Origin of the sequence: Haloarcula montana, from assembly GCF_035666295.1 — an archaeon.
Taxonomy (GTDB): Archaea; Halobacteriota; Halobacteria; order Halobacteriales; family Haloarculaceae; genus Haloarcula; species Haloarcula montana.
On sequence record NZ_CP142027.1, the window covers coordinates 2328175 to 2354609 of the forward strand.

Annotated in this window: 29 protein-coding genes; 25 read left to right on the top strand and 4 right to left on the bottom strand. The window is 58.3% G+C overall.

The genetic code is table 11. The annotated features are described in order from the left end of the window. Nucleotides 1–6: 6 nt before the first annotated feature. The 3 genes from VJ109_RS12255 to VJ109_RS12265 all read left to right on the top strand — a co-directional run bounded on the left by VJ109_RS12255 (nt 7) and on the right by VJ109_RS12265 (nt 5288). Entirely contained in the window at nt 7–2346 is a 2340-nt protein-coding gene (locus VJ109_RS12255) for an ATP-binding protein (protein WP_324757039.1), read from the top strand. 81 nt (nt 2347–2427) lie between these two features. Then, nucleotides 2428–4575 carry a queuine tRNA-ribosyltransferase tRNA-guanine transglycosylase gene (locus tag VJ109_RS12260; RefSeq protein ID WP_324757040.1) on the top strand — a complete coding sequence of 716 codons (2148 nt, stop codon included), beginning with the start codon at nt 2428–2430 and terminating at the stop codon, nt 4573–4575. 2 nt (nt 4576–4577) lie between these two features. Next, nucleotides 4578–5288 carry a hypothetical protein gene (locus tag VJ109_RS12265; protein WP_324757042.1) on the top strand — a complete coding sequence of 237 codons (711 nt, stop codon included), beginning with the start codon at nt 4578–4580 and terminating at the stop codon, nt 5286–5288. 19 nt (nt 5289–5307) lie between these two features. Here the strand turns inward: VJ109_RS12265 and VJ109_RS12270 are convergent, their stop codons facing one another. Then, the gene (locus VJ109_RS12270; RefSeq protein WP_324757043.1) at nt 5308–6006 is read right to left on the bottom strand and encodes a hypothetical protein; all 699 of its coding nucleotides are present in this window, start codon (nt 6004–6006) and stop codon (nt 5308–5310) included. 92 nt (nt 6007–6098) lie between these two features. Between VJ109_RS12270 and VJ109_RS12275 the strand changes: the two genes are divergently transcribed. Beyond that, nucleotides 6099–6890, top strand: a complete 792-nt coding sequence (locus VJ109_RS12275; protein WP_324757044.1) for a hypothetical protein — start codon at nt 6099–6101, stop codon at nt 6888–6890. A gap of 25 nt (nt 6891–6915) precedes the next feature. Here VJ109_RS12275 and VJ109_RS12280 read toward each other — a convergent pair whose 3' ends face one another. Both VJ109_RS12280 and VJ109_RS12285 read right to left on the bottom strand, forming a co-directional pair. Further along, a complete protein-coding gene (locus VJ109_RS12280) occupies nt 6916–7599 on the bottom strand; it encodes a ribonuclease H-like domain-containing protein (protein ID WP_324757045.1) in 684 nt (227 codons plus the stop codon). A gap of 58 nt (nt 7600–7657) precedes the next feature. Further along, nucleotides 7658–7933: a transcriptional regulator gene (locus tag VJ109_RS12285; RefSeq protein ID WP_324757046.1), complete on the bottom strand. Its 276-nt coding sequence runs from the start codon at nt 7931–7933 to the stop codon at nt 7658–7660. Between the two features lie 391 nt (nt 7934–8324). Here VJ109_RS12285 and VJ109_RS12290 point away from each other — a divergent pair, with 391 nt between their 5' ends. Further along, nucleotides 8325–8675, top strand: a complete 351-nt coding sequence (locus tag VJ109_RS12290; protein WP_324757047.1) for a helix-turn-helix transcriptional regulator — start codon at nt 8325–8327, stop codon at nt 8673–8675. Between the two features lie 243 nt (nt 8676–8918). Here the strand turns inward: VJ109_RS12290 and VJ109_RS12295 are convergent, their stop codons facing one another. After that, a complete protein-coding gene (locus tag VJ109_RS12295; protein ID WP_324757048.1) occupies nt 8919–9131 on the bottom strand; it encodes a hypothetical protein in 213 nt (70 codons plus the stop codon). 201 nt (nt 9132–9332) lie between these two features. Here VJ109_RS12295 and VJ109_RS19615 point away from each other — a divergent pair, with 201 nt between their 5' ends. From VJ109_RS19615 to VJ109_RS12385, 20 genes are all read left to right on the top strand, one after another. Continuing rightward, complete coding sequence (locus VJ109_RS19615; protein ID WP_491745811.1) at nt 9333–9731, top strand: DUF8112 family protein; 399 nt, start codon at nt 9333–9335, stop codon at nt 9729–9731. Next, nucleotides 9728–10723, top strand: coding sequence for an HNH endonuclease (locus tag VJ109_RS12300; RefSeq protein ID WP_324757049.1), 996 nt, complete (start codon nt 9728–9730; stop codon nt 10721–10723). Before VJ109_RS19615 ends, VJ109_RS12300 begins: the two co-directional genes overlap by 4 nt. 410 nt (nt 10724–11133) lie before the next feature. After that, nucleotides 11134–11394, top strand: coding sequence for a DUF7386 family protein (locus VJ109_RS19535; protein ID WP_434737258.1), 261 nt, complete (start codon nt 11134–11136; stop codon nt 11392–11394). A 188-nt stretch (nt 11395–11582) separates the two neighbouring features. Next, nucleotides 11583–13142, top strand: a complete 1560-nt coding sequence (locus VJ109_RS12305; RefSeq protein WP_324757051.1) for a pentapeptide repeat-containing protein — start codon at nt 11583–11585, stop codon at nt 13140–13142. A 326-nt stretch (nt 13143–13468) separates the two neighbouring features. Next, complete coding sequence (locus VJ109_RS12310; RefSeq protein ID WP_324757052.1) at nt 13469–13693, top strand: hypothetical protein; 225 nt, start codon at nt 13469–13471, stop codon at nt 13691–13693. Between the two features lie 214 nt (nt 13694–13907). Continuing rightward, the gene (locus tag VJ109_RS12315) at nt 13908–17864 is read left to right on the top strand and encodes a hypothetical protein (protein ID WP_324757054.1); all 3957 of its coding nucleotides are present in this window, start codon (nt 13908–13910) and stop codon (nt 17862–17864) included. Continuing rightward, complete coding sequence (locus tag VJ109_RS12320; RefSeq protein ID WP_324757055.1) at nt 17861–18118, top strand: helix-turn-helix domain-containing protein; 258 nt, start codon at nt 17861–17863, stop codon at nt 18116–18118. Before VJ109_RS12315 ends, VJ109_RS12320 begins: the two co-directional genes overlap by 4 nt. Before the next feature lie 54 nt (nt 18119–18172). Then, nucleotides 18173–18733, top strand: coding sequence for a hypothetical protein (locus VJ109_RS12325; protein WP_324757057.1), 561 nt, complete (start codon nt 18173–18175; stop codon nt 18731–18733). Between the two features lie 229 nt (nt 18734–18962). Then, entirely contained in the window at nt 18963–19292 is a 330-nt protein-coding gene (locus tag VJ109_RS12330; protein WP_324757059.1) for a hypothetical protein, read from the top strand. Continuing rightward, nucleotides 19279–19506 carry a hypothetical protein gene (locus tag VJ109_RS12335; protein WP_324757061.1) on the top strand — a complete coding sequence of 76 codons (228 nt, stop codon included), beginning with the start codon at nt 19279–19281 and terminating at the stop codon, nt 19504–19506. The genes VJ109_RS12330 and VJ109_RS12335 overlap by 14 nt, the downstream gene beginning before the upstream one ends. Next, complete coding sequence (locus VJ109_RS12340; protein ID WP_324757062.1) at nt 19496–19621, top strand: hypothetical protein; 126 nt, start codon at nt 19496–19498, stop codon at nt 19619–19621. The genes VJ109_RS12335 and VJ109_RS12340 overlap by 11 nt, the downstream gene beginning before the upstream one ends. Next, complete coding sequence (locus VJ109_RS12345) at nt 19618–19755, top strand: hypothetical protein (protein WP_324757064.1); 138 nt, start codon at nt 19618–19620, stop codon at nt 19753–19755. The genes VJ109_RS12340 and VJ109_RS12345 overlap by 4 nt, the downstream gene beginning before the upstream one ends. Nucleotides 19756–19771: 16 nt before the next feature. Next, nucleotides 19772–20527: a hypothetical protein gene (locus VJ109_RS12350; RefSeq protein ID WP_324757066.1), complete on the top strand. Its 756-nt coding sequence runs from the start codon at nt 19772–19774 to the stop codon at nt 20525–20527. Further along, complete coding sequence (locus VJ109_RS12355) at nt 20524–21090, top strand: hypothetical protein (RefSeq protein ID WP_324757068.1); 567 nt, start codon at nt 20524–20526, stop codon at nt 21088–21090. The genes VJ109_RS12350 and VJ109_RS12355 overlap by 4 nt, the downstream gene beginning before the upstream one ends. Beyond that, nucleotides 21087–22604, top strand: a complete 1518-nt coding sequence (locus tag VJ109_RS12360) for a DEAD/DEAH box helicase family protein (protein WP_324757070.1) — start codon at nt 21087–21089, stop codon at nt 22602–22604. The genes VJ109_RS12355 and VJ109_RS12360 overlap by 4 nt, the downstream gene beginning before the upstream one ends. A 5-nt stretch (nt 22605–22609) precedes the next feature. After that, nucleotides 22610–22765 (top strand): hypothetical protein, encoded by a 156-nt coding sequence (locus tag VJ109_RS12365; protein WP_324757071.1) that lies wholly within the window; start codon nt 22610–22612, stop codon nt 22763–22765. Then, on the top strand, nt 22762–24342 hold the full coding sequence (locus tag VJ109_RS12370) for an anti-CBASS protein Acb1 family protein (protein ID WP_324757073.1): 1581 nt from the start codon (nt 22762–22764) through the stop codon (nt 24340–24342). The genes VJ109_RS12365 and VJ109_RS12370 overlap by 4 nt, the downstream gene beginning before the upstream one ends. Next, nucleotides 24342–25319, top strand: coding sequence for a phage minor head protein (locus tag VJ109_RS12375; protein ID WP_324757075.1), 978 nt, complete (start codon nt 24342–24344; stop codon nt 25317–25319). The genes VJ109_RS12370 and VJ109_RS12375 overlap by 1 nt, the downstream gene beginning before the upstream one ends. A 47-nt stretch (nt 25320–25366) precedes the next feature. Next, entirely contained in the window at nt 25367–25741 is a 375-nt protein-coding gene (locus VJ109_RS12380) for a hypothetical protein (protein ID WP_324757077.1), read from the top strand. Nucleotides 25742–25743: 2 nt separating this feature from the next. After that, nucleotides 25744–26367, top strand: coding sequence for a hypothetical protein (locus tag VJ109_RS12385; protein WP_324757080.1), 624 nt, complete (start codon nt 25744–25746; stop codon nt 26365–26367). Nucleotides 26368–26435 lie beyond the last annotated feature (68 nt).

The window sequence follows — 26435 nt, forward strand, 5'->3', positions numbered from 1 at the left end:
TAGACGATGTCAGAAGACCGCTCTAACTCCGAAACGGCGAATAACCGCCCAGTTGCAAAGGTTCATCCATCAAAAAGCACTTACAGTTCGATCGCCGCAGACGTAACCGTTGATTCGGCACTTGCAGAACTCATCGATAATTCGATCGATTCGGCAGCGATTCATGACAAAGATCCCGTTAACGTCACCATAAGCTACGAAGACGACGCCGAAGAGATGGTTTACTCCGACCGTGCAGGTGGGGTTAAAGCGGACGAAATGGGTGTGTTTCTCGGACTCGGCCGGAGTAAAGATACACGGGCTGAAGGTCGAAATATCGGTGCCTTCGGATTGGGTACTAAAAAGGCGCTTAACCATCTAGCTAACAAGTTTACAATTGCCAGTCGGCATGAAGACGCGGACCAAGGCTGGAAGTATACCGTCGGTGAAGATTTCTTTGCAGAGGACAACGAGACGTGGGAATTCGAAATGGAGCCCGCAGACTTGGAACGCGGTCAGACCGTTATTACGCTCCATGACTTGACGTTTGAATGGGAGGATGAGGGAGACGCTATCCGCGAGGAGCTGGAACAAAAGTATCAGCGTTTCCTCTCAGATGACAATGATACGAGTGCCAATCTCTCTGTCGACCTGGCTGGCGAAGAACTCACTCCGCCGCCGCAGGTACAGTGGACATTTTCACCTTGGCAAGGAGGCGCACACCCACGTCACTTTACTGGATTGGAGTTCACCGATGACCAATGGAGCGCGCCAATCCAAGTTGAAGTGACCGTTGGGTTGATGCGGAGTTCCGACATTCAAAAGGTTGAGGCTGGTACTGCATTCTTTTGCCAGGACCGTCTAGTTGAGCAGGGCATCACGGAAACCAAGGGTGGCTTCGGCCAGTCTGGAATGAACAAATTCAATAATGCAAAAGACAAGCGTCTCCGGATCGAGATTAATTTTTACACGGATGGCGATGCTGACGACCTTCCGTGGAACTCCGACAAGAGCCGCATCAGTCGGATGCACCCTGCCCTGTCTAGGGAAAATGGCGTATACTTTTGGCTACGCCGTTTCGCAGATCGACATAAGCGAATCGGCCAGTATGGTAGGGCCCCAAAGTGGATATTCACGGAATACGATAGTGATAGTCTCCACGCAGCGAACGACGGTGAAATAGAGGAGGTCAACATCGCTGATAAGCAGCAACGGCTTGAACAGGGTGATATATCCCAGCCTCGGATTCATAACAAGCCAGATAAGGATCTCTCGCTTGCAGAAGATATGGAGCGGGTAGCTATCGCTCACTCGGAATTAGGTATTAAATCCGAGAAAATCGACTGGTTCAAAAGTTGGGTTGTTCCGGCGTACGAGCAGGCGATATATGTGGAATTCAAAGACCGGTTCGACATTGATGATGATCACCTGCCACACCTGTTGGACATTGACGATCTTGATGAACTCTTAGATGAGGACGGCTTCGAAAAAGACGAGATTATTGCTGGGCTCTACGAAACCAGCGGCGCCCCGGACGGGCAGACTCCACCGTGGGACACCGAGGAGAACATCGATGGTGTTCTCAATGGGATTGAACGAGAAGCGAAACAAGATGTCAAATCGAACCAAAGACGGTCTGCTGATGCTTACGATGATCTCCGCATTCACCGTTACGAGTACGAACTTGCTCGCGCCGGTGCGGATATTGACGTAGACTTAGATGATTTGACTCCAGTTAATGACGAGCCCGCCCCGCTCGTGGAGCAGGAAGAGCCAGAGGTGCCTGACACAACTGATTCCGAAGCGGACAGTACTGACCGTGGCTCTCAAGACAGCCCGTCGAGTAATCGTGAGCCAGAGGCACCTGATACTGACGGGTCTGAGACTTCGACGGCTGATGGCCCCTCTGAAAATTCTGCAGGCAGTAGCTCTCCGCTCGACGACATCGCTGACATGGATCCCGGTGTCTCACATAATTCGGGCGATGCGGATTCGCAAACCGCTCTTGGTACCACGGAGTCTGACAGTTCAATAAAACCAGAGGTTGATGAGGGTGCTGAAACTCATGACAGCCAAGATACTGCAGAAGGGGACCCGGTCCGTGACCCCGATGCCGCTGCGGTTACTGAGCAACTTGAGGGGCTCAAACGTGAGCATGACGAACTCTTGGACCGGCTCGATATTGACGAGGACGCCGATCCCGGCGAGTGGATTGACCAACTCGTCGACGCTGCCGAGCAACTCCAGACCGTACTTGACCTACTAGAGGATTCTCCTGCAGAGGGAGACTCACTGGAGGAACGGCTCGAAACGCTGATCGACCAGGCAAATCGCTACGAGAAGATGATGCAGGCTGCGGGCGAATAATCACACCACTGAAACGGTATCGACACGGACCGCGCCTTTCAAATGGAGTCACATAGTAACCATCGGAAGGTGAATTAATTCGTGCGGTTCTATGTACCGGACTGGGACGACCACGTCGACGCTAATTACGATTTCCTGTACGATGTCCACTCCGAGGCTGAGAACGCCGCTCGTGAGAATCTCTTTCTCTGGGACGTATTCGAGGGTCGTAATCTCCCCGTAGATGGACTGCTGCTCTCACGCGACTCAGTGACACAGAGCGCTGGGCTGCGCGATCGACTCAATGAACACGGAATTTACGGTGACCCACGCCTCAATATTCCCTCGTGGCTTCCAACCATTAGCGACTGCGGCGCATGGGGCTACCGGGATCACCCGTTTCCGGTATATGGTATCCAGGAACTCATTGATTTTTATGACCGGATCGGAGTGAGAATCGGTGTCACCCCCGATCACGTCGTTTGGAAAGGACCGAACCAGCGTCGCCTGTACCTCGATGAGCGTGCCTTCGATTCTGAGATTTCCCCAGACGATGTACTTGGAGAACTGCGAGCCACGGAGGGGCTCGACGTGTTTGTGACTGAGTGGCCCGACGCTTGGCCTGATTACGTGCGTGAGTTTGACTCTGATGTCTACGATGGCATCGTTGAGATGTTCACACACGACGACTTTGAGGGGTCAGCGGAAGAAGTCTGTAATCGGCTTGCATCATCGTCGAGCGCGGTCTTTCGAGAGCAGGACAATGTTTTTCGACAGGACCTTTCAGAGGAGCTAGCCCAGCGGATCCGTGAAGAGTATGACCCGGCCGAGGACGGGTTTCGGCTGATGGCTGCAGTCCAAGGATGGGACCCTGAGAGCTATGCTGAGGACGCTCGAAAAGCCCTCGAACAGGGGTATGACTGTCTCGGCATCGGTGGACTCGCTGGCGCGCGTGCAAACGATGTGGCTGCGGTCGTCGAGGAAGTCGGCGATGTTATCGCCGAGTACGAATCTGAACGTGGACGCCGCATTGACGCCCACGTGTTCGGGTTCGCAAAGACTGCACTCTTCGAGACGGTCCGCGATGCTGGTATCACGAGCTTCGACAGTACGAGTATGCTCATTGCCGCTTGGACAGGCGGAAAGAACTACCACCTCGACTCTGAAGAACAGTACGACGCAGTCAGAGTCCGATTCCCACGCGCCCGTGACGATCGTTCGACACAGGTCGAGAAAGCAATTCGCGGCCAAGAGATGATCCGCGCGCTGGAGGCGTACGACGCCGGTGAGTCGATCCCTGCAGCACTCGAGTCCTTCTATGACGAGGCAGAGGCGACTCTTGATGCAACTATAGCGTACCTTCAAGATCGTCGCCATGCTGATGGGTACAACGCTGATAATATGATGGATGCCCGTGTCTTCTTCCGCGAAGATTTCGAGCATGCAGTCGAATTCAAGGGAACTGTCGGTGAGCCTATCTGGCGAGATATCATTCACCTGCTCCGAAAGGATACTGAGAATAACCCACGGCTGTTCGAGGATTATGAAGATCGTATTCGCCCAGTCCGTCAGTTCTTATCAGGTCGGCGAGAGGGTGAACCTGTACGCTCTGCTGAGTCGCTCATCTCGCCCGAACAGGGCTCGTTCGAGGCGCTGTCACCGTATCTTCGTGAGTACGCTCAGGCTGTCGGCGACACAGACAAGCTTGACGGATACAGACGCACACTGGAAGAACGGCCGTGGGAACGCTGTGATTGCCCGTTCTGCGAGAAACATGGGATTCAGATGTGTATCTTTCGCGGGAACAATCGGAATCGCCGACGTGGCTTCCACAACATGTACCGGTTTAGGCTAGAAATGGCCGAGACGTTCGATGAAATCTTTGTCGCAGCTGCACTCCCCGAAGCACCAGATGCGCGCTGCGATGATGCTCTCAGCGAGCGATACCCGGAATTCTGGTCGCACGTTGTCGACCTCCCGTCGGTCGAACTGGGTGCGCTCACTCCCGACGGTGCAGTAGAGTGGTGGGACCGACTTGACACGGATGCGGTCGCCGACCGGAGCCCCGAAAGCATCGCCGCACAGTTCGAGCGTGTCCTCCTATACGACCCTGACGAAGAATCTTCGATGGTTGAGGCAATTGAGGCGGCCGGCTGTACGGTCGACACGTTTGACTCGCCATCTGAGCTCCAATCGGCTGCGATGAGACGACTCCGTCCGAGTGAACAGCAGAGCCTTACGGAGTTCTAAACATGCATGTACTCATCGTCGACCAGTGTTGTAAACAGAAGGCCTATCCCAAAGATAGCGAGACGCTCACCGCCGACGATATTGATGCAACAGAGCGAGAGGCCCTGCTTGACCGCAAGGATGTTCACTCAATCCCAGCAGCGGATCTGTACGTCGGACGCCAACAGAAGGCAATTGATCGCGCTGTTAATACGCTTCGTGCGACTGACCACACAGTCACACGGGTATTCATAAGCGCGGGATTCGGCGTCGTTGATGAGAATGAACCTTTGCCCCCATACAATGTGACTTTCAGTGGAATGTCCGCGGGTGATATCCGAAAGCGCGCGGATGAACTCTCAATCACCCAAGACCTGCTCAACGTAATCAGTGACTCGCCTAAACCTGATGTCGCGTTCTTTGCGCTTGGCGCCGATTATTTTACTTCGTTCGATACTGAGGCTGTCCTCTCCGCACTCCCCGGTGAGACAGTCAACGTGTTATATAATCGTGAGGAGCGTGCGTCGACGTTGTCAAATTCGATCTCGTTGCCCGCACGTAATGCCGATGCGAGCCAGTATGGCGTCAATGCAATTGAACTGAAGGGCTACTATATTGAGCGGTTCGCCTCCCGCCTTGAGTCAGTGAGTGACGATCAGCCACTGTCTACCGATGAAATATGGTCGGTTTGTACAGAAAGTAACAGTTCACAATCTGCTCTCGATTCTTTCTAGAGGCGTCGAATAGTCCTGTCTACTCCGTTCCTGGGAGACTATCTTGTTCAGTCGTTATTTCCCAATCTTCCGGCTGAAGATGCTCAAGTTGCTTTCTGAGCCGCCGACCTTTACCGGTCAGTTCGTATCTGCCGCCGCCTACAGGAACTATCCAGTTGATATGTTCAGCCCAGTCGAAGTGAACCTCAGTCTTCGTCTGTTTCGTGTTCTGTTCCCACGTTGGATCGTATTTTTGGAGATGCTGTACGCGTCGAATGAAACCTGATGTTCGGTCGTTGCTGTGTCCATATGAGACTGATTCTGTCTCTGCTTGATGGAGAACGGCAAGCATTGGTATCAGATTGTGCTCCAAAAGTAGCGACTGAAACAGAGATTGTTCCGTCCGTGTCAGCTTCTCTTTGGTATCGATTGGTGGAACAGTATCAGTGTTGGACTCGGGCCGTTGAAATACACCAGCGATTGTCGCACCGGCGCCCGTTAGATTATCGTCAGGTCCACCAAGGCACCCTATCTTCCTAAGAATACTTGACACCTCACTGACTTTGGTTTCGGCGGCAGAATTAAGCAGAATTTCTCTTATATCCTGCCAGGCATCTTGTGGACGCTCGGCACGCAGTGCGAGTACTTCACACGCGAATGGGAGGTCGCTGTGAGAGGGTTGCGGCCCCTCTATGTGAGGCGAGTCCGGTGCAGACGGGTCGATTGAGGAACCCTTCATACCTGATTATACCGAGTTTGATCATATAAGCCGCCCGGCAATTACCCGGGACGAGACGCAGCAGTTATTCGCCGCCGTAGTAAGAGAATGGTATGACGATGGCTGTCGACCGACCGCATCCGATATCTCTCGCTGACGGAAAAGAGTACGTCATTGGCGATGCGGTTGAAGTGCTTTCATCTATCGATGATGCGGATGTAATTTGTCTTGATGATGCATGGTCTAGACCCCACCGGGGTGGGCAGTTCGGAGTCGAGTACGACACCCACCCATTTGATCACGAACATAACGATTCGGCAACCTCGACAAAGCTGGTTGTAGACGCTTGTATGGAGGCGCTCAATCCTGGTGGGTGGCTGATCGCTGATGCGGATGATTGGCTACTTCCCCGGCTTACATCCTATCTAATGGATGAATACGGAGATGTCAACGACGACTACGGTGGCGGCGGATACCGGAAGGTTGGGAGCGTCACATATCTGAGTTCGGATGGCACACCTGATCGAAGTACTCCTGGTATGTACGGGTCCACTGGGGGATATTCTGTCGTGTTCGGGCACAAAGGTGAAACCGAGAGGCGGTGGTCCGAATCTGTCAGACAGGTTGTTCCACGACAGCGAGAGAAATTCGGCTGGGGTAGCGTCAAGCCAATTGTGCCCTATAAAAAATGGGTCAGTGACATTTTGAATCCAGACGACCACTTGGTCGTCCCGTGTGCCGGCACAGCGCCAGCCGCACTGGGCGCGGAGATCGCTTTTGGGGCGTCCATTAGGTACACCTGTATCGACAACGAGCCGGATGCCTACAATGCGTTTCGCCGGCGGGCTCGTGAAGAGGGCACCGTTGAAGCGGACGCATTGAATTTACCGGATCTTCTAAGTTAAGTAATACCGAGCGGTTGAATTAGGTCTATTTGAACGGTCGTGCGTCCGCCAGTTCGAAGAGCAACTCAACATCCGCTTGTACGTAGTGAGTTAGCATCTCTTCGAGGACAGCTACAGGTATATCACTACGCTCACCGTCAACCCTATCAAGATAAATCTCGCCGAGGAGCGCAAGGTCGGCTGACGTGATCGCCTCTGAGGGGTTTTTTGTCCATTCACTACGTGGAATCTTGTGGTCAAACTTGCTGGGCAGAGTCTCCACCGGGTCAAGGCCGACTTGTTCCAGTGCCTCCTCTAAGCTCGTATAGTCACCATACGCAGCCCATGCTTCCGGTTTGAGATCGATATGTTCAGTCCCCTCAAAATATGACTGTACGGGTTCGTGTGCACGCTCACCGACTGTTGCACCAGCGATTCGGGCTCTCCCCTCTAGGTGTGCGAGGTCGAACCGTTCACCGTTGTAAGTGATAACCGTTTCTGCGGGTTCAAGCCGGTCAAGTAAAGTCTCGATCAGGTCGAGCTCTGCCCGTGGGCCCCATCCATTGCGCCATTCTACGACCGTTTCTCTCGAACCGTCTGCGTACTCGTAGGCGATGCCCGCGCCTGAGAGTTCGAAGTCGTGTGAGTCCGTGAAGTCTGGGTACTGGTCGTCCGGAACGTCCGGAGAAACGGTCTCAATATCAAACGCTGCCCGTACTATGTTGCTCACACCGTCTGTAGCTAAGTCGATTATATAAGCCTCCTATCGAAGTCAGGTCGCCACCATGTCACCTGTCTTCAGAAAGGAATTCACGGCCAAGATCAGTAATCCACCACATCGGCACGCGACCAGATTTTTTTGTGGCTATGAGCCCCTCATCATTAAGCGCGCGAAGGCGAGGGAGAGTACCCTGATTCGAGAAACCAATTTCGTCAGCGACTTCGCCTGTAAATAGGGCTGGATCTTCGGTCTCATCGAACACTCGGAGTATCTCCGTATCTGTTATTGTTTCCTCACGTCCGCCAGCCATTGAGTATATGTCTGAACTCTGTCCGTATATCACCATAGGATTGTGCTGAAAGGCCGAGATAAGTCTACTAAACTAGTTTAGTACAAACAACTAAGTGTCGAGAGTTGTTACGGGTAGTTACGGGACAAACACATCGGTGGCGAATTCGGTGTGATGAGAAGCGGACTCGGTGCTGGTACACCAGTCCGCGAGAGGTCCCGTAGTTACGGTACGGAACCCATGTACGCAAACACAATACGGGGATTTCAAACCCCAGCACGGATTGATTTACGGTCCAAAAACCGACAAGAGACTCGTCCGAAGATCAGTATTACCGACTACGAGATACTCTACTATGCTAAGAGAGGGCGAACTTCGTTTGTAGCATCTTCAGGTCGGCCTCAAAGTGTACTTACAGAGTATCAGATGCCATGCGAGCAGAACAATGTCTAGCCACTCCTCACAGCCAAAAAAGTTGACCGAAAGTGATGCACACCCCCGTTGGACTGATCTGACAGCGTTCGAAGGGAATGTCCTCTACGCTGTCGTTCGCCTCCAGACTGATGATGAGACTCCCTATGGTCTTGCAGTCAAAAGTGTCCTCGAAAATATCTACGATGAAGAAATTAATCACGGGAGAGTATATCGCGCACTTGATGATCTTGCGGAATACGGACTCGTGAAGAAGTCTACCTTGGACAAACGGACGAATGAATACAAAGCCACTGACGTTGGCTATGATTTGATCCGCCGACGAGCCAGTCTACTCCACGATACACTCAATAAAAAAGAATAGTCTCAGGGCGGTACATGGATTAGTCGACTTGATTACTACCTTTCTCCGTGCCGGGACACTCACTGCGTTCTATGGCACACTCGCCTTTGCAGATTGTAGTGGTAGCGGAGTCGTGCCGCTGCGCCAGAAGCTCTGCAGCAGTAATGGATAGTTCGATCTGTGTAGATTGGCTTCCGATTTGGACTGTGTAGTAACCAAATTAGGTGGAGAACTACTGATGATCAACACCGAAATGAATCCACCTTAGATATCTTCTTCATCGCAGACAATAGCACGTATTTCATCGAGCAGTTCCGGATGGTGCTCCTCTAGTAATTCAACATCCTGTGGTAATTCATCTTGAATACGGTTCCTAACCCGGGAAATGGCCTGATAGCGCTTATTCTCATCCACTTCGCCTTCTTTCGAAATTTGCTCTCGATCAGTCTTCGTCAATAGAGCACGAGTCCGAGCCATCTAATTGGGGTTTTGCTCCGACATTTCAAATACACACACCATATGCACATAGACATAGTTTGCTTATGGGCATACGTTTGCACATTTGCAAACTATTAAGTTACTGCAGTATGTACTCTCAGGAGAGGCCCTATACTCAGCGTGTTGAGGAAACTGGTGGGTGATGGCCACCAGAAAGGGTTCTCATTACCCAGAGAACCAATGACAGGTAACAAACTGACGGACAATGAAGATGCCGATGAACGGACAATCGAAGAAGTATATCAAATATCACAAGACTGGCCCGTGGAATGTCAAGTCTGTGATCAGCAGCTGAGGGATGGGAGCGTGGTATCTGCGTATGCGGTTCGGGGTGGATCGCGCGCTCCGTGGTTGGTTTCCAATGTTCAGTGTGGGGACAATTCACTTTCGCTTGGGAGTCTCTCGACGTTTGGTGTGTATGAGCGGGTGGTGTCAGGGCGGCTTGGTCGCGTGGTGGATCAGGCGTCGCAGCGTGAGTGGCGTGTGGTTCTTGGTCGGGTTAGGGAAGTGTCGCCGGCGTGTACAAGATCTGTTGCGGTCTGTGACGATTTTCACGGTTCACGGAGGGAGCGAGCGTGACGGGGGAACCATGTCACGGTCCGGGCGACGAACACGAGACTGTTGCCCCGGCGAAGCGTGAAGCGGTACTAGACCGGGATAATCATCGGTGTCGGATGTGTAACCGAGTCGGGTCGACGGGTGGTGGGACTGCAGAACTCCAGATTCACCACGCGACGCGTGATCCTGACGGTATGGATGAACATGACATGGAAAATCTGGTTACGTTGTGCCGTGGGTGTCATCACTGGCATCATCAGCAAGCGAGCGAGGATGACCTGCCGGTGACGATTACTGATGCTGATCGTGAAGAGGTGGTGTTGGAACACGATGGCAAAATCTTGGAGACGCTGGATCGGATTGGGCCAGCGACAACAGGTGAGATTGAAGATGCTTTAAGCGTGGATCTCAGCAACCTGACGATACGGGAGCGGCTCTGGAAATTGATGGGACTGGATAACAGAGTCGATGAGCGTGAGCGGCAAATTGTCGATCAGGATGCCGATTCCGGAAAATGGGGGCTGACAAGTCAGATCTCGACATCGGCCCGTGGGCGGATTCCGGACGACACGCAGAAACTGTTGCAGCGAGCCGAAGAAGAACGAGTCAGGATGGCGCTTGACCGTGGTTGTGACCGGGACATGGTCGCTGCCGTGATGGGTGTGACCGAACGGACGACATGGCATAAAGAAGCACGGGCAAAAGCCTACGACTTCCCGTTAGCAGCGCTTGAAAGTCACCGCGGGCAGTCAGACACAAGCGAGGAAACGGCCCCGGACCAGGCGGCTTCACAAGGCGACCCCGTTGCCAGTGACGATACCAACGATCAAGATGGGCAGCAACAACTTGGGAGCGTAGCTGTGGATGACGAGGCGAGTAATGACAATATGGGTGCCGACGCTGATCTAGGCGATGTGCGTGTAACGCCGACTGACGGTGGTGACGGCGACAGTCTTGAAAGCCATATCCAGCAGGCTATCGACGCGTTAAGCGCGCTTCACGCGGAGCTCTAAACCGCTATTGACAGTCACGCGGTATCCCGTCCGCCTCAGCCGTTTGCTGCATAAAATGATGTTTCAACCCGCTCAACGATAGTCTAAGGTTCACGTTCGATTCACCCACCATGTTCCGGTTTAGCGATTACGTTGGAAAAACAGCCTGTATGAGAAACGAAAGTCTGCTCAGATACTTGGAACCGGATTCTCAATCCCGACCCCAAGGGGTTGCACGTCAATGTATGCAGTTGCCGCGATGTATGCACACTTTTCTCGGGGAGCACGGAATTGCGTATATAGATCGAAGGGTTGCTCACCGGAATCACAGTACTATCGAATTAGGAACTCCTGAGCCAATTATAAAGAAACAGTGTTCAGTCACCTCAGAACGACGGCAACCACCCCATCGTATGGACATTTGTATATAAATGGCTGATAGAACCACACTCAGACTAAGTGACGAGAGGAAGCACAAAATTGATCGCGCCAGCGAGATCGTAGCCGGCGGCCCGGATGATGATCCGCCGATGAGCGATGTCATTGACGCAGCCCTGACGCACCTCATCGAGAGCGAAGAAAATCTGCAGGATGTTCGTGACCGATACCCGCCGCAAAAAATCAAAGATTGCTGTAACACGTCTGTGCTTGGATTACGGTATCGGACGAGCATTGAGTCGAAATGGCGATAGTCAGTAGTTCAATTCACCAATCCTTGCGGGTCTGATTGAATTGACGATAGCTCCTACCGAACCTGGTAAAGTAGGGCCACCTGGAAATTAATAGATTCATTCTCTTGGCAGTTATACATTAAAATATGGATCATCCATTCCGCTGGTATTTAGATGGCTGACATCAGATGTACTGACTACTGTTTAGAATGACTCATTGTGGATATGTTAAGCCTAAATCAGAGTTACCATCTGGCTTTGGTGAGGCTGCCTGTGCCCGAGAAACTTGGAATAATACTGGACGCTGTATTTGGCATGCTGATGAGAATCAAAAGCCGGCTACAGAAATGGAGCGCATTCGCATTATTGGCCCAGAGCGTATTGATGACCTGATTGTGCGAAATACTGATATCGCGCATCGAATTGACTTTGAGCAGTGTACCTTAGTCAACGCCGATTTTTCAGGTACAAGATTAGCTGGGTGTGATTTTACTGGAGCGTACCTTAGAAAAGCAGATTTCACTGGTTGTCAAATGAGAAGTGCGGAATTTGATGACGTGATGGCGAATAGTGCACACTTTTCTAACTCTTGGGGGGCTGGCACTACGTTCACAAATGCAGACTTGGTTCACGCTGTGTTCACATCAACAAATCCAATGCCGACAATTTTTTCTGAGGCTGATTTTACCGATGCAGACTTATTTGATGCTGATTTTAGCAAGGCAGACATCTCAGGAAGCGACTTTCATGGAGCGCGTCTACGTCACGCAGAGTTTCTTGACACACAAGCACAGAGTGTGGATTTCCGTGATTCGGATTTAAGAAATGCATCCTTTGTATATGCTCGTCTTCATAACGCTGTGTTTGGGAACGCAAGGATAGCTACCTCAACTGAATTCGGAAACCATGCTGCTTCAGAACTAATTGCGGATCAAATAGCAGAGTCTGTCCCAATGCTGGCAAAGGTGAAATTGGATGTTATCCGATTCATCCATTGGATAGTTCATAAACCTATATTATCGTTGAGGAAGTATGAGGATATGGGGAAATGGTGCTTGATAACGATTGTTTTGAAATTGTTTCTCTTCCCCTTCCGAATTATAACAGGTTATCTTCCTACAGTGCCCAGGCCGTCCTCAATTGACGCTAATAGTATCATTCTGAGTAACTCAAGTGCTTACCCTCGGACAAGAAGAGAACGATTTCGTATGGCTATTAGGAGATTTTACAATAGAATATCCTTGGAACTTGGAAGGAGAGAGAGCCACAACCGTCGTTTGAAAGAGGGTATCGCTACTTATCAGTTGCTTCGTCACCAACTGAAAACAACACCATTGAAGGACGAATATGAGCGATTTTATCTCCGTTCCCGCCATGCTAAGCGCAAGGTAGCGTTTTCCAATCAGCAATATTGGAAGTGGATGAAGCTAACCCTCTCTCGAATCACTATTCGTTACGGAGCGAGCCCTTGGCGTCCGGGATTCTTTGGCATCGGTGTGATTGGGCTTAGCGCACTAGCGTATCCTATCTGGGGGTTAAGAACAACAAGCGGGAGTGAGAATGTCCTTCTCCAATATGGTGCAGATGAGCCACTCCTCTCAGTAATCACCGAAAGCCTGTACTTTAGCTTGGGAGCTTTTACTACGCTTGGATACAACGGTGTACAACCTACTGGGCTTGGAAAAATGATTGCTATGATAGAGGCGGGGATAGGATCTATATTAATCGCTTTAATTGTCTTCGTGTTGGGTTGGAGAACCACACGCTAATTCTCTTAGACTCATTCTATGATCCGTTATTTTCGATTAACTCTATTATCGCAGAGAGTGTCAATACACCTCTACCTGAGAATTTTCTCTATTTGGGTTCCCAATGTGTACCCGAAATTTCGATGATGCGCCAGATGTTTGGCTGAGAACGCGGAACATCTGGAGCACACGGCTCAACACGACGGACCGACTTCGCAGAACGAAACTCCGAACATCCCATCGCGGGATGGTTCTCTTCCGCTGTTTTCGACCGCCAGCGGCGTCTATGAAGCAAATTTCGCTATAGCGACGCCGCCAGGTACAGTCGAAACAGGGGGGTGCTCGGCATGAGCCGGAGTTCCTACTCCGGCGACCCGCTGGACGGAACCGTCCAGTACATCACCGAGCGTCCCGAACTCGACGACAACGGCGAGACCGTCGACGTCGTCGACGACCGGATCGATGCCGAGGGCGAGGAGCGCGTCGAGAACGTCCCGATCCCCGAGGACGAGCCTGACCGGCCCGACGCCGGCGGCCAGTCGACGCTCGATGACTGGGGGTGGTCACGGTGAGTCGCCTCGTAGAGCGCGATTCGTGGCCACTCGACGAGCGGGATCGTGTTCACCGTGCCCTGTGCGAGGCTGTTTTTTGGCAACGAGTTGAACCGCACAAAGCCGATTACTGGTCTACGTTCGATCAGACCCTCCTCGCCGGGTATCCCGATGTCAGGTTCGAAGAATCTGAGCCACAAACCCGACTCGACGAGTTCGCGGGGGGTGCGTCTGCGTGACCGACGGGCTCTCGCTGCGGGAGCGCGTCGAGCGCCATCGCGAACAACACCCCACCGCTTCCGCTGTTCAGATCGCCGGCGCTCTAGGGGCACCCCCGTCAGCAGTCGCGGACGTCCTCGACGAGAACACCGGCGATGACCCCCCACAGTTAAGTGAAGATGCGGGGGACCGTGTGAGAAGGTCGCGAGAGCGGTCTCGTATAGGCGCCGAGTGGGGCCGTTGGAACGGGGCCGACTGGGCTGACCCCGAGGCTGACGTCTACCCGCCGGCGCTGCTCGATCGCGAACAGTGGATGGGCCACCAGGAGAAGAAACCGTTCGCGCCGTGGGCTGATCGCGACGCTCCCGCAGAATGCAGCGAGGACGGCCACGACACCGCGGCGACCTGTGACTGCGACGCACGGTATAAGTGGGGCTACGAGGGCAATTACCTCGACGGCGAGGGCATCGCGATGGCCGAGGTCGACCCCCGCCTCGATGGCCGGGCATTCCTCCAGCAACCCGAGGATCCGTTCGCCTACGTCGACGGTGACGACGTCCGGAACCCCGAAACCGGCGACGTCCACCCGGCCTTTGTCGCCATCCTCGAACATTTGGGCCTGACCTACGCCGACGTCTCCCAGTCCGGCAGCGGGGCCCACGCCATCTACCGCGGCGAGCTCCCCGAGGGCGTCAAGGAGGCTTCCTGGCAGCTCGACGAGGATCCGTGGGGCGGCAACGACGACCTCCCGAGCGTCGAGATTTACGCCCGGAAGCGCGTGTGCGTGATGACCGGCGACCACGTCGACGGCACGCCCACCGAGGTCCGGGAGTGGGATGACGACGCCCTGGAGACGATCGTCCGGGTCAACGACGACGTCGCTGCCAGCCAGCAGGAGCGCGTCGAGGACGTCGACGCCGCTCGCGAGAGCTTCGACAGCACGGACTACGAACCAGCTGCGACTTCGGCCGACGAGACGACGACCGACATCCGGGACATCTTCGCCGCAATTGACCGCCTGGATGCTCGCGACGTCGCCGACCGGACGATCGTCCACCGCTGGAACGACTCGGCGTCGACGAGCGACGGCGAGCGGGCGTTCGCCCCTACCTGGGGGAAGAGCTCGAATGGCACCGCGAACATCGTCAACGACAAGCGCTGGATGGACACGGGCGACCGTGGCGGGTACGGCGGTCCCGTGGTCATGGCGGCGATCGACGCCGGCGAGCTCGACGAACGCCACGCTGCGGGTGGGGTCTCCGGCGAGACCTGGTGGCGCGGCGTCGAGCACCTCCGGGACCTGGGCTTTTCGATCCCGGAGCTGGAGGAGCCCGACGACTACGACGCCGAGCAGACCAGCGGGGGGATCTCCGAACACTGGCCCATCGAGGAGTGTGAGCCTCCGAGCCTGGACAGGGAGACCGTTACTCCCGAGGACCGCTGGGGCGAACTGCAGGGCGAGCGCTTCGAGCAGTTCGTCGACGCCGACGGCCCCGTCGCCTGGGCAGACGACCCCGGGAACGGGAAGACGACGAACGCCGCCATCGGCGCCGAGAAACGGGAGCGGCCCCACGCCGTCCTGTTCGACAAGCACCAGAAGGCCCGGGAGTTCATCGAGGACGACCCCACGGCCGACGATTACTACCACCTGAAGGGCGGCGCTCAGAAGCGCGGCGCCGTCTGCATGGACGTCGATCACGACGACGACCAGGAGATGTGCCCCGAGCACGGCCACGTCGCCGACTGCCCCCACATGTGTCCGATCTACGACTTCGCGACGGACCACGAGGGCCGCAAGCGCTACGAGGCCCTCGCTGGCGAGGTCGGCCCGGTTAAGGCCCACCAGATCCTCGCCGACGAACTGCCGGGTCACGACGAACACGGTCACTGTGCCTGGCTCGATCAGTTCGACGAGTTATCGAGCAAGGACCGCGTCGTCGGCGTGCATCAGTACCAGCTGCTCAAGACGGTCCAGCAGAAGGGATCGGACGGCCCGCAGCGAGACATCCTCATCGACGAGAGTCCGGACTCGCTGCGCTCCGACCGGCGGGTGACCGTCGAGGACCTCGCCCGCGCTGGCAACGCCCTGGAGGGCATGGTCTCGAACGCCGGCGACGACAACCAGGATGCGCTCGGGGAGTTCGCTCGCTTCGCCCGCGATCTCGTCGACGCGATCACCGATCCCGATGCCCCCGATACGCTGGTCGATCTAGAGGCGCCCGCTGTCGAGGGCGAGACGATCACCCGCGAGGTCGACCCCGAGGATCTCCCCGACGACGTCGACGAAGCGGACGTCGAGACCAAGACCGTGCGCGAGCACCAGGGGATGCCCGGCGAGGGGTACACGGAGGTCGAGAAGGCCGTCGTCGAGGAGCCGATGGTCGAGGAGACGCTGGCCCAGTGCAAGCTCCACTACAACGAGACGCTCATCGCCCGGATGCGAGACGACCGCTGGTCGGGGACGCCGCTGGTCTTCGACGCGCTGCTGGCCGCCGCTGCGGCGGCCGGCCTCGACGACGAGAGCGCTCGGACGGCGATCGCTGTCGCGACCACGCTCGATCACTGTCCGTGGTGTGGGGAGGACGTCGGGTTCGAAAACGGCGCCCGCCACTGCGAGAGTGCGGCCTGTGACTGGCACGAGGCAGACCACAACATCACGCGTCGCGACGGACCCACGGCACGCGCCTGTGCCGAGCTCGATCTGGAGCCCGAGGAGGCCGGCGACCCTCAGGGAGTGTTCTACGAGGAGCTACCCCAGCCCTCCAGCCTGCCCGACTCGCCGCTGATCCTCGACGCGACGACGACCAAGCGCAAGATCGCCGGGCTCTACCGGACCCCCGTCGACGACGTCCTCGTCACCGGCGACGAGCCCCAATCCTTCGAGAACCTTCGGGCTACGCAGGTCCTGGACGGGCAGTACCACGCCGGGACGATCGACGACAGCGAGAGTCTCCAGGAGCGCATCCAGCGCGTCATCGACACGGCGGCCGACGTCCACCAGTCGCCGCTGTACGTGGTCAAGCGTGGCCTGCAGCCCCACTTCGAGTTCCCCGACGACTCGCCAGTGTTGCACTACCACGCTGCCCGGGGGCTCAACTACAACGACTGTGACGCGGTCGTCGCGATCGGGGCGCCCCACCCCCGCGTCGACGACCTGGAGCGGGAGGCCGAACTGCTCGCGATGGATCACCCCGATCTCCGGGTCGGCGGCGTCGAGCACTCGACGCGAGCCGACACCGAGGATCCAGTGTACCGGAAGCTCCACTTCGAGGACGGCGATGGCACGGGCCGGGCCGTGCCCACGAAGCACTTCTCGGGGCTGACGGGCGACCTCTTCGAGGAGAGCCGCTCGAAGGAGCTTACGCAGGTCATCCACCGGACTCGGCCTGTGCTCGCCGACGAGACAAAGCACGCCTACCTGCTGACGAACGTCCCGACCGACGTTCCCGTCGACGAGGTCTCCTCCTTCGACGAGCTCGCCGATCCCATCGAGGCGATGCTGCCTGTCCCCGAGGGTGCGGTCGACCTCTTGGAGGCCGTTGACGACGTCGTCCACGGTGAGGGGCCCGACGGGTTCCGCGCCGATCGGCTCGTCGACGAACGTGATGATGGGACGATCGCCAACCGCGTCGAGGGCTACCACCGGCTCGCCCAGCTGGCCGGCCTCGACGTCTCCCAGCGCACGGTCTACAACTGGGTCCATGCCCTGGAGGACATCGGCCTTCTGCAGCCCGAGAGCTACGAACAGCACGCTGGGGTGGCCTACACCGCCGATGCTGCTACTTTGAAATCGGCGTTATCAGTTCTATCCAGTAACGGGAGTTTCAAAGTAGCGGCCAAGCGCCGCTTACGGTCGCTACTGGCAGAATCCGAGTCCGGCCTCGACTGGCTGGCCTGGGCGAAACGTGTGTTCGAGTTACGCGGCACCGAATCGGGGGCGGTATCTCCCGGTGGAGGTGCGCCAGGGGCGTGACTGGCACTGAGTCGGGACGGCTTGACGACCTCCCGCCCAGTGCCAAGTACGTCTACGACGTTGTCGATCGCGATGGGCCACTCTCCCGACAGGAGCTCCAGGAGCGAACTGGCCTCCCGGAGACCACACTCGACGACGCTGTAAAAACTCTCGAAAATCGTGACTACCTGCTCAGAACGCGTGATTCCGAGGACCTCAGACAGGTAGTCATGAAAACCGTGACTATGCGGACGTATAACCCCTCTCGGGAGTGATATAACAGCGACGCGCTACCAGCCGCCCTGGCCCGGCGGTGACCTCCCCCAGCTATGTCTATCGAAATTCCATCCACGGCGAGCATCGCGACCGACGACGTCGACGTCCCCGACGACCCCGAAGACGTCTTCGAGACGCTGGTCGCCGACCCGTCGCTATGCTGCCAGCAGTGCTACCGACGGGTCCGGGCTCGCTACGAGTTCGACCACGGCTGGGGTCGGGACGTGGGAGACATCCTGAGCTTCGTCGACTACGATCTCCCGGAGGGCGCGGTCGACTGGAACACCGCCGACCGAGAGTACTGGGAGGAAGCCGAGCTCGCCGACCGTCGCGAGGAGGCCCACCCTCCCGGCGATGACGGGTCGGGAAAGGCCTGCTCGTTCTGCGGCGCCGTCGATCACCACCGATCGCCGTCGACGCGGTCCCGGGAGGAGGCCCTGGAGGCCGCGGTCGGGATCGTCGCGACGCTGATCGAGTTCGGCGCCGCCCACAACCCGCTCGTGTTGCTCGTCGAGGTTGCCGACCTGAAGCGAGATCCCGACTACGCCGGCGACGACTACGAGACGTTCCGGCTGGCCGTCGCGAGGGCCGTTCGTGCCGGCCGCTCCCGATGACCCGCAAGGCGAGGGCATACTGGCTTCCGTCCGTTCACCCACCCCCTACCCAGCAGTGAATCGTCAGTCAACCGGCCGGCACTGATTGCTTGTCCGACCATCGCCGGCCGCCCCGCCCGGATCCAGCACGCTCGCGAGAGCGTGGGGTGCAACTCCCCAGCCGGGCACTTATGATACAGCAGCGCACCGACAACTCAACTGCCTCTGGGGTTGGGGCCCACGATGCATCATGACCCACACAACTCCACGAAACCGGCCCTGGTACGTCCCGGACCGGCTGGCAGACGACTACTGCGAGATCGCCCGCTCGGGTGGTGACCTCCGGATGCTCAAGACGCTCAAGATACTCCGGAGCATCCTCGTCAACGTCGGCATTATCGGTATCACGGCCTACACGCTTCTGTTCACGACCGCCGACCCGACCGTCGTCTTCATCTTCGGCATCGGAATCCTCGGCGGGTACAACGGTATCGAGGTCGCGGACTACGCCGCCCTCGCGACGGCCTTCGCCGAGGTGAGACAGCAACAGACCGAGGATGGGACCGATGATTCGCCGTAGGACCATCCGACTCGCCATCTCGGCGCTGATCGTCACCGCGACGTTCGCGCTCTGGATGCGCGCCCGTCTCACCGCCGGCGGTATGGGCACGCTCTGGGAGGTCGTCGCCCTCGCGATCGTCATCGCGGCGTGCTACGTCGTGTTCGGCGAGCGCATCTTCGGCAGCGCCCTCGATGAGGCCCAAGAGATGCAGGAGGGCGACGATGGCGAGTGAGACGGGACTGACCGAGGCCGTCGGGCTGCTGTCGGTCATCCTCATGCTGGTCGCGATGGCGGCCTACGGTTACGCCAGGCATCTCTGGGATAGGGTTACGGGGTGGCTGTCATGACCGACGGCCCGCTTCCCGACGACGTCGTCGACGAGTTCGCTTCCACTTTTAAAGAGTGGCACTACCTGATCGGCGGCGCTGCGGTCGGGTTCGTCGCCGGGATCGAGTACGGCCGACGGATCTCACAGGACTGACGAAACAATCAATCCCATGGACGTCACCGAAGAGGACCTCATCGGCGAGCCGCTCGACCAGGTCCCACAGCAACAGCCAACCGATGGGTCCTGCATGGGTCGGCGCTGGGAAAAGCAAGACGGTGAAACGCTGTTCGTTGGCTACTGCGGTGCGTGGCCAGGCAAGGGTACCGACCATGTCGGCGAGGGTCGGTGCTCGAAGCACGGTGGCGAAGCGGGCTCCGGTGGTGAGCGAGAGGGATCCGGCGCTCCCGAGGAGAACACGAACGCCGTCACCCACGGCGCCTACGCGGACTGTAACAGCTACTACCAGGACGTCCTCTCAGACGAGCTGCGGAAGTTCGTCGACGATGTCTTCGCGGACTACCTCAAAAAGTATCAGGAGTGTCATGGTGGCGCCGGGCTTGATGACGACGCCGACCTGACCGACGGCATCCCCCTCGGCATCGAGTCAGAGCTGTTCCGGATCTCGGTGACGCACGCGAAGGACATTGGCCTTGATCGGTGGGCCGACGGAAAGCCTGACCGGCTCGAAAGCGGCCACGCGCTGGTGGACAAGGACACGACGGTGAAGACCACGCAGCACGAGACGTTGAAAGAAACCGAGTACAGGGAGTCGGTCGTCCTTACCGCACAGAAGCGGTTGTCGACCGACCGACGTCAGTGGCTGAAGGACCTCGGCCTGCTGGAGGACCCGCAGTCGCAGACGGCCGATGCCATCAGTGACCTGAAAGATGCGTGGAAGACCTCCGCGCAGGGTGGTGATCTATGAGCCTGGAGAAAGCCCCGATCTCTTACGACGAGCACGGCGAGGATGTCGTCGGGCTGGGCGCGTATCGCGTTCTCGAGACGTTTACCGATGCGGCGGCCGACACCGACGAGGCGATCGTCGAAGACGTCCGCCGAAAGATGAGGCGGGCACTACAGGACTACCCGGCGCTGGCCCACAAGACTGTCACCATCGGTCGGCTCGACCCCGACGAAGACGTCCTCGGTCGCGCTCGGTTCTGGAACCTGCTGGTCCTGTACCCGACCGATCGCTACACGTCCTTCCAGACGGTCTACCACGAGCTGGCGCATCTCGCCATTCACATCCGGGACCAGCGCGGTGAGGATGTCCCGCCTACATCCGAGGAGTTCTGCTCGATATTTGCGATCGCGCGGATGCCGCCGGAGTTTCTCGACGAGGACCGTATCGCCTATCTCGGCCACCCGTCGGCACCTCAGAAAGAGTGGCCCGAGATCTGCGAGCGCGCCCTGGAGTACCGTGACGAGAACGGCGTGAACAGTCATTACATCCAGCGAGCCCGCGAGTGGCTGGGGGTCGACGAATGAGCACCCAGGAACTTCCCGAGAACGTCGAGCAGCGCCTCCCGGAGCACTACACGGGACCCGAGCGCTACTGGCAGGCCGCCGAGGACTGGTTCGACATCACGCTCTCGCCCGAGCAGCGGGAGATCCTTGAACACGTCGCCACCCACCAGTACACGCACCTGGAGGGCGGCAACGGCTTCGGGAAGACGTTCGGGATCGTTGCGCTCGCGCTGGCGTTCCACAAGCGCCACTACCCCAGTTCGGTCGTCGTGACGTCGGGGACCTACGGCAAGCTGAAGCGGACCTTCTGCGCCGACGCCGAGGGACTCCACCAGTCGAGCCCGCTGTTCGGCGAGTGGAAGTGGTCGCCGAACCCGCACATCGACATCGCTGACGAGCCGACGTGGCAGTTCGAGGTCATCAGCCCCGAAGACCCGGGCGAACTCGAGGGCGTCCACAACGACCACGTCCTGGTCATCGTCGACGAGGCCGACAAGAAGGACGTCGACCTCGACACGCTGGACTCGATGGACTCGCTCATCTCCGACCGGAACGACCGGATGGTCGTCATCAGCAACCCGCCGGAGGACGAGACGAACGCGGTCGCGAACATGGGCGAGATCGGCCTCGAGCCCGAGAAGCTGCAGTTCTCGACGTTCGACTCCCACAACGTCCACGTCGAGCTCGACCGTCGCGATGGCGACCGCATCCCGGGGCTGACCGGCCTCCACAAGCTCAAGAAAAAGTGGGAGGCCCACAACGGCGAGTCCTGGCCCGGTTACGACGAGGCGCGGGCGATGTCACTCCCCGGGAACGCGAAGTTCCGGAAGGACCTCAACACGCTCTGGTATCGGCGCTTCGCCGGGATCATGCCGCCCGCCGGCGCCACGAAGAACCGCCCGATCCAGGCCGATCTCGTCGACGCCGGCTACGTCGAGGACGGTCACGACGACGTCGGCTCTCGCTGCGGGACCGGCATCGACGTTGCCCGCTCGGGTGACCGGACGGTCCAGATCGACGAGCGCGATGGCTCCCTGACGGTTGAGTATTCCGAGCCCGGGACAAATCACACGGTCCAGTTCAACGAGATCTGGAGCAACCTCGAAGCCGAGTCGGAGGCACAGATCTCAGGCGACGCGGTCGGCGAGGGATCGGGCAAGCTCGACGACACGGCGCAGCGCTTCCCCGATGTCGACCGATTCAAGGCTGGCGAGAACGCGGTCCAGTCGGACGAGTACAAGGACCGCTGGACGGAGGGGCTGTGCGAACTCGGGAAGTGGCTCGAACGCGGCGGCGAGTTCACCGACACTCGACTTCGGAAGGAACTGAAGATCGCCGCCCGGGAGCTGACCCTTTCGGAGACGTACATCAAGAGTCGCGACGAGCAGGTCTACGTCGCCGACCCGAAGGACGACGTCAAGGACCGCCTCGGCCACTCGCCGGACCACCTCGACGCGGCGGTCATGGCGATCACCGCCGCGGAGGGGCTGCAGCCTGAGGAAGAGACCGGCCCGAGCGGGTCGGGGACGTGGTGATTTTCATGAGCATAACATCTGACCCCAGCTACGCGAACTATCCGGATCGGGGAGACAACTGTGTCGTCTGCGACTCGACGATTGAACCCACCAAGTACCTCTGCTCGTTCTGCGAGGCCGCGCTCGACCTCGCAGAGTGGAGCGCACTGGGGGAATCATGACTGACACACCGCCGCGAGATCCCGAGACCGGACAGTTCGTGAGTGACGACGTCGGCGTCCAGGAGGCGACTGGCGCCGTCGGCGGCGGTGACGATGACGTCCTCGAACTCACCGCTGCCGAACAGGTCGACCTGACGATGCGGCAGTCACTCGCGGCCCTCCTCGGCGAGAACATCCAGGGTGGCGACGAAGACTTTGACTACTACGAGGTGTTCGAGTGGGACAAGAACCCGGGCGTCAAGCAGTTCTATGCACTGGCGCTTCGGAATCCCTACGCGTTTGCCGTCACGTTCCTGCCGGCGTCGACGTCCTGGCGAAAGCCGCCAGAGATCGTCGACGACGAAGACGCCAGCAACGGCGACCAAACCGAGTTTGAGTCCGAGATCGCCGACCTGCAGGACGAGGTCGACCTCTGGAACTACTGCAAGCGGGCGGACAAGCTCGCTGGCATCGGCGAGTTTGGTATCCTCGTCCTCGAGCTCGACGATGTCCAGCAGGACGATGTTTCGGAACCCGACGACGATGGCGATGAAGTGAACACGGACGCCTTTGCGAACCCCGTCAGTGGTGCCGAGCAGCTTACCGGCCTGCGTCCGTTCTCGGAAGAGTCGATCGACGGCGTCACCCTCGGCGGGCCGGGCTCCGGTCGCTGGGGAAAGCCCGTCAAGTACCAGCTCGACCTCTCCGACGAGGAGGATCAGGAAGACGCGACGATATCCCAGACAGGACCGGACACGATGCGTGTCCATCACTCACGGGTTATCCACATTCACTCGGACGTCCTCCTCGATGACGAAGTTCGTGGGATCCCGCGGCAGCAGCCCGTCTACAACAACCTAATCGATATCGAGCGGACGCTCGGCTCGGCCGGTCAGCTCGCCTATCGGGCGGCGGCCTGGGGAATCAACATCAACATCGACAAGGACTTTGACGTCGAGGACGACGGCGACAAGCTGCGCAAGCACCTCCATCGCTGGGAGGTTGGGCTCGAGAACGTGCTGAAAACGCACGGCGCCCAGGATGTCCAGTCACTGGGCGGTGAGGAGATCGACCCGTCGACAGTCATCGACCCGAACATTGAGGCGATCGCCAGTCAGCCCTACATGCCCCCGCAGTCTGTCCTGAAGGGCAACGAGACTGGCGAGCGCGCGACGACCCAGGACCTCAAAGAATGGTACGGGAAGATCGGCGAGCGACGCCGGGAGTTCGTCGAGCCGACGATCGTCCGGTCGCTCATCGACCGCCTGCTGGAGTACGATATCGTCCAGTCACCGAAGGGGGACAGCTACGATGTCGAATGGAAGCCGCTCCACGAGACCAGCGCGAAGGACGAGGCCGAGATCCAGAACACACGGGCGCAGATGCTCAAGCGGTGGACCAACGGCAACCCCGACGACTACCTCTCGCGAGAGCAGCAGCGCCAGTTCATCGAAGAGGGCCGGTTCCCATCTGAGATGGACGAGGTCGAGCGAACGTTCGTCGACGAGTCGAGCAGCGAGGTCCAGTCGCAGTTCGAGGACCTCGAAGAGAGCGCGGCCAAACTGACAGCAAGCGCACCGTCGGAGGGTGATGACTGATGTCGGCGAGCGCGACTAGACAGGACGTCGACACCGGAGACGGCGCCGAGGGCGTCCTGGTCGCTCGGACGGACTCGCCGACCAGGACAAAGACTGTCGAAGAGCGCTACGCGCAGAAGCTCCGCGGCGGCTACCAGCGCATCAACACGGTCGTCCGGAAGTACGTCGGCGAACGGGATGTCCTCGGCCTCGGCGACGGCGAACTGACGGCCGTCGAAGCCCCGCCCGACTTCTCGTTCATCCGTGACGACCAGAAGATCTCGGAGTTCCGTGAGTGGCTCGACCAGGCCCAGGAGGACGAGATCCTCGACGTCGTCGGCGAGGGTGAGAACCGGTACGTCAGGCAGGCCTACGAGACGGGTGTCCGGGCAACGAACGCGGACATCCGGCAGGCTGGTGTCGGCACGCCGGCGACGAACGCTGCGGTGTCCTTGCAGCTCCCCATCCACCAGGACACCCTGCAACGACTGTTCACGCGGAACTTCTCAGAGCTGCAGGGGCTCACCGACGAGATGGGGCGCGATGTCGCTCGCGAGCTCACCGAGTCGATGGCGCGAGGAGAAGGACCCCGGGACGCGGCGAGACGTCTCACGGACGTCCTCGGGTCGGTCGAAGACGGCACACCCCACGGCGCCCAGGCGCGAGCGACGACGATCGCCCGGACGGAGATGCTCCGGGCCCGGCACCTCGCCGCCCAGGAGCAGTACCAGCGCTTTGGCGTCGAACTCGTCGAGCCGCTGCTGGCGCCGAGCGCCTGCCCGCAGTGCGTGGCCGTGGCAGCTGGCGCACCCTACAAGGCGAGCGAGATCTCTGGCATCTGGCCGGTCCACCCCAACTGCCGTTGCTCGGTCACCGTCTACACGGGCTCGGCAGAGGCGACGGCCAGCGCCTACCGCGTCCCCGTCGAGATGGCGGAGACGCTGGCAGCCAGCCCGGCGCCGATGACCCCCGAACGACTCCACGCGACCGGCGCGTGAGGGGCGAGCACCCCGGCTGGACCCACTGACATTTCAGATACAGACCGATGACTCAGACAAAATCACAGGAGACGATCCAGCCCCGAGATCTTACCGGGGAGAGCATCGTCGTTCGACAGCGCGGCAGTACGAGCGCGATCCTCTACCGATTCCTCAGCACACTCGATGCCGACGTCCACGTTACGCTGGAGGGGACCGACGACATCGACGGCGAAAGCTTCGCTGAGACGGAGTCGCTGCCCATCGGCGGCGACTCCGGCGATCCCGACCCGGAGACGAAATATATCGCGGCCGGTGACACGACCACACAGATCGATTCGACGCTGCTGACCGAGGGCTGGCCGTGGCTTCGGTTTACGGTCACGCCGCAGACGTCTCCGACGTCGGGTGAGTTCGAACTCCGCGACATCAAGAACTTCTGACGGTGACGGGAGACAAATATCGCCAGCCGGGTGATGCCGACAAGCACCTGGCTGACTGGCGGTTCGACTCGGCGGTCGGGGGGTTGGTCAGTGCAACACGGGCACATATCGGTCAAAGCACAGAAGTCTTTGAGAGCGCTGCTGGCTCGACAGTCATCCAGAACACGGACGATAATCCGATCAATATCCAGCTCTATCCGAGTGGGCGGGTGTTTCTCACTGGTAACGACACCACAGAGACAGTTATCAACACGCAAAACGAGTGGGTTGAGATCGAGGGTGGGTGGGACAGCGCTCATATGAATTACCTCTCGACAGACGGGAACGGTAAATTGATCTACGACGGTGATGTGACGACGCAGACTCAGTATCAAGTCGGTGGCGCATATTCTTCTCCGTCAAACAACGCAACCTACGAGATCGGGATGTTCAAAGATGGAGCACTGAAAGAACGGACGGCGGTCGACTTTTCACCGCCACGGCAGAATGAAACCCTTTCTCTACCCGGTATCTTCGGATTCACAGACACGACGACGACGAATATGTCGCACTCAGTCCGCGTTCGGTGTACGTCAGGGGCGACTAATCTCACGGTTCACGCTCTGTCGTTTATCTTACGAGGGTAGTACACGATCCGGTCCGGCGCCGATGACCCTCACACGACACCCACCGCGAGAGTGGTGAGAGGCGAGGA

Excerpts from the sequence above, each read along its gene's own strand:
- VJ109_RS12325 (WP_324757057.1), top strand. The coding sequence starts at position 18,173 with ATGTCTATCGAAATTCCATCCACGGCGAGCATCGCGACCGACGACGTC.
- VJ109_RS12330 (WP_324757059.1), top strand. The coding sequence starts at position 18,963 with ATGACCCACACAACTCCACGAAACCGGCCCTGGTACGTCCCGGACCGG.
- VJ109_RS12345 (WP_324757064.1), top strand. The coding sequence starts at position 19,618 with ATGACCGACGGCCCGCTTCCCGACGACGTCGTCGACGAGTTCGCTTCC.
- VJ109_RS12365 (WP_324757071.1), top strand. The coding sequence starts at position 22,610 with ATGAGCATAACATCTGACCCCAGCTACGCGAACTATCCGGATCGGGGA.
- VJ109_RS12305 (WP_324757051.1), top strand. The coding sequence starts at position 11,583 with ATGACTCATTGTGGATATGTTAAGCCTAAATCAGAGTTACCATCTGGC.
- VJ109_RS12255 (WP_324757039.1), top strand. The coding sequence starts at position 7 with ATGTCAGAAGACCGCTCTAACTCCGAAACGGCGAATAACCGCCCAGTT.
- VJ109_RS12295 (WP_324757048.1), bottom strand. The coding sequence starts at position 9,131 with ATGGCTCGGACTCGTGCTCTATTGACGAAGACTGATCGAGAGCAAATT.
- VJ109_RS12360 (WP_324757070.1), top strand. The coding sequence starts at position 21,087 with ATGAGCACCCAGGAACTTCCCGAGAACGTCGAGCAGCGCCTCCCGGAG.
- VJ109_RS12270 (WP_324757043.1), bottom strand. The coding sequence starts at position 6,006 with ATGAAGGGTTCCTCAATCGACCCGTCTGCACCGGACTCGCCTCACATA.
- VJ109_RS12310 (WP_324757052.1), top strand. The coding sequence starts at position 13,469 with ATGAGCCGGAGTTCCTACTCCGGCGACCCGCTGGACGGAACCGTCCAG.
- VJ109_RS12290 (WP_324757047.1), top strand. The coding sequence starts at position 8,325 with ATGTCTAGCCACTCCTCACAGCCAAAAAAGTTGACCGAAAGTGATGCA.
- VJ109_RS12380 (WP_324757077.1), top strand. The coding sequence starts at position 25,367 with ATGACTCAGACAAAATCACAGGAGACGATCCAGCCCCGAGATCTTACC.
- VJ109_RS19615 (WP_491745811.1), top strand. The coding sequence starts at position 9,333 with ATGACAGGTAACAAACTGACGGACAATGAAGATGCCGATGAACGGACA.
- VJ109_RS12340 (WP_324757062.1), top strand. The coding sequence starts at position 19,496 with ATGGCGAGTGAGACGGGACTGACCGAGGCCGTCGGGCTGCTGTCGGTC.
- VJ109_RS12265 (WP_324757042.1), top strand. The coding sequence starts at position 4,578 with ATGCATGTACTCATCGTCGACCAGTGTTGTAAACAGAAGGCCTATCCC.
- VJ109_RS19535 (WP_434737258.1), top strand. The coding sequence starts at position 11,134 with ATGGCTGATAGAACCACACTCAGACTAAGTGACGAGAGGAAGCACAAA.
- VJ109_RS12355 (WP_324757068.1), top strand. The coding sequence starts at position 20,524 with ATGAGCCTGGAGAAAGCCCCGATCTCTTACGACGAGCACGGCGAGGAT.
- VJ109_RS12375 (WP_324757075.1), top strand. The coding sequence starts at position 24,342 with ATGTCGGCGAGCGCGACTAGACAGGACGTCGACACCGGAGACGGCGCC.
- VJ109_RS12335 (WP_324757061.1), top strand. The coding sequence starts at position 19,279 with ATGATTCGCCGTAGGACCATCCGACTCGCCATCTCGGCGCTGATCGTC.
- VJ109_RS12275 (WP_324757044.1), top strand. The coding sequence starts at position 6,099 with ATGACGATGGCTGTCGACCGACCGCATCCGATATCTCTCGCTGACGGA.
- VJ109_RS12370 (WP_324757073.1), top strand. The coding sequence starts at position 22,762 with ATGACTGACACACCGCCGCGAGATCCCGAGACCGGACAGTTCGTGAGT.
- VJ109_RS12350 (WP_324757066.1), top strand. The coding sequence starts at position 19,772 with ATGGACGTCACCGAAGAGGACCTCATCGGCGAGCCGCTCGACCAGGTC.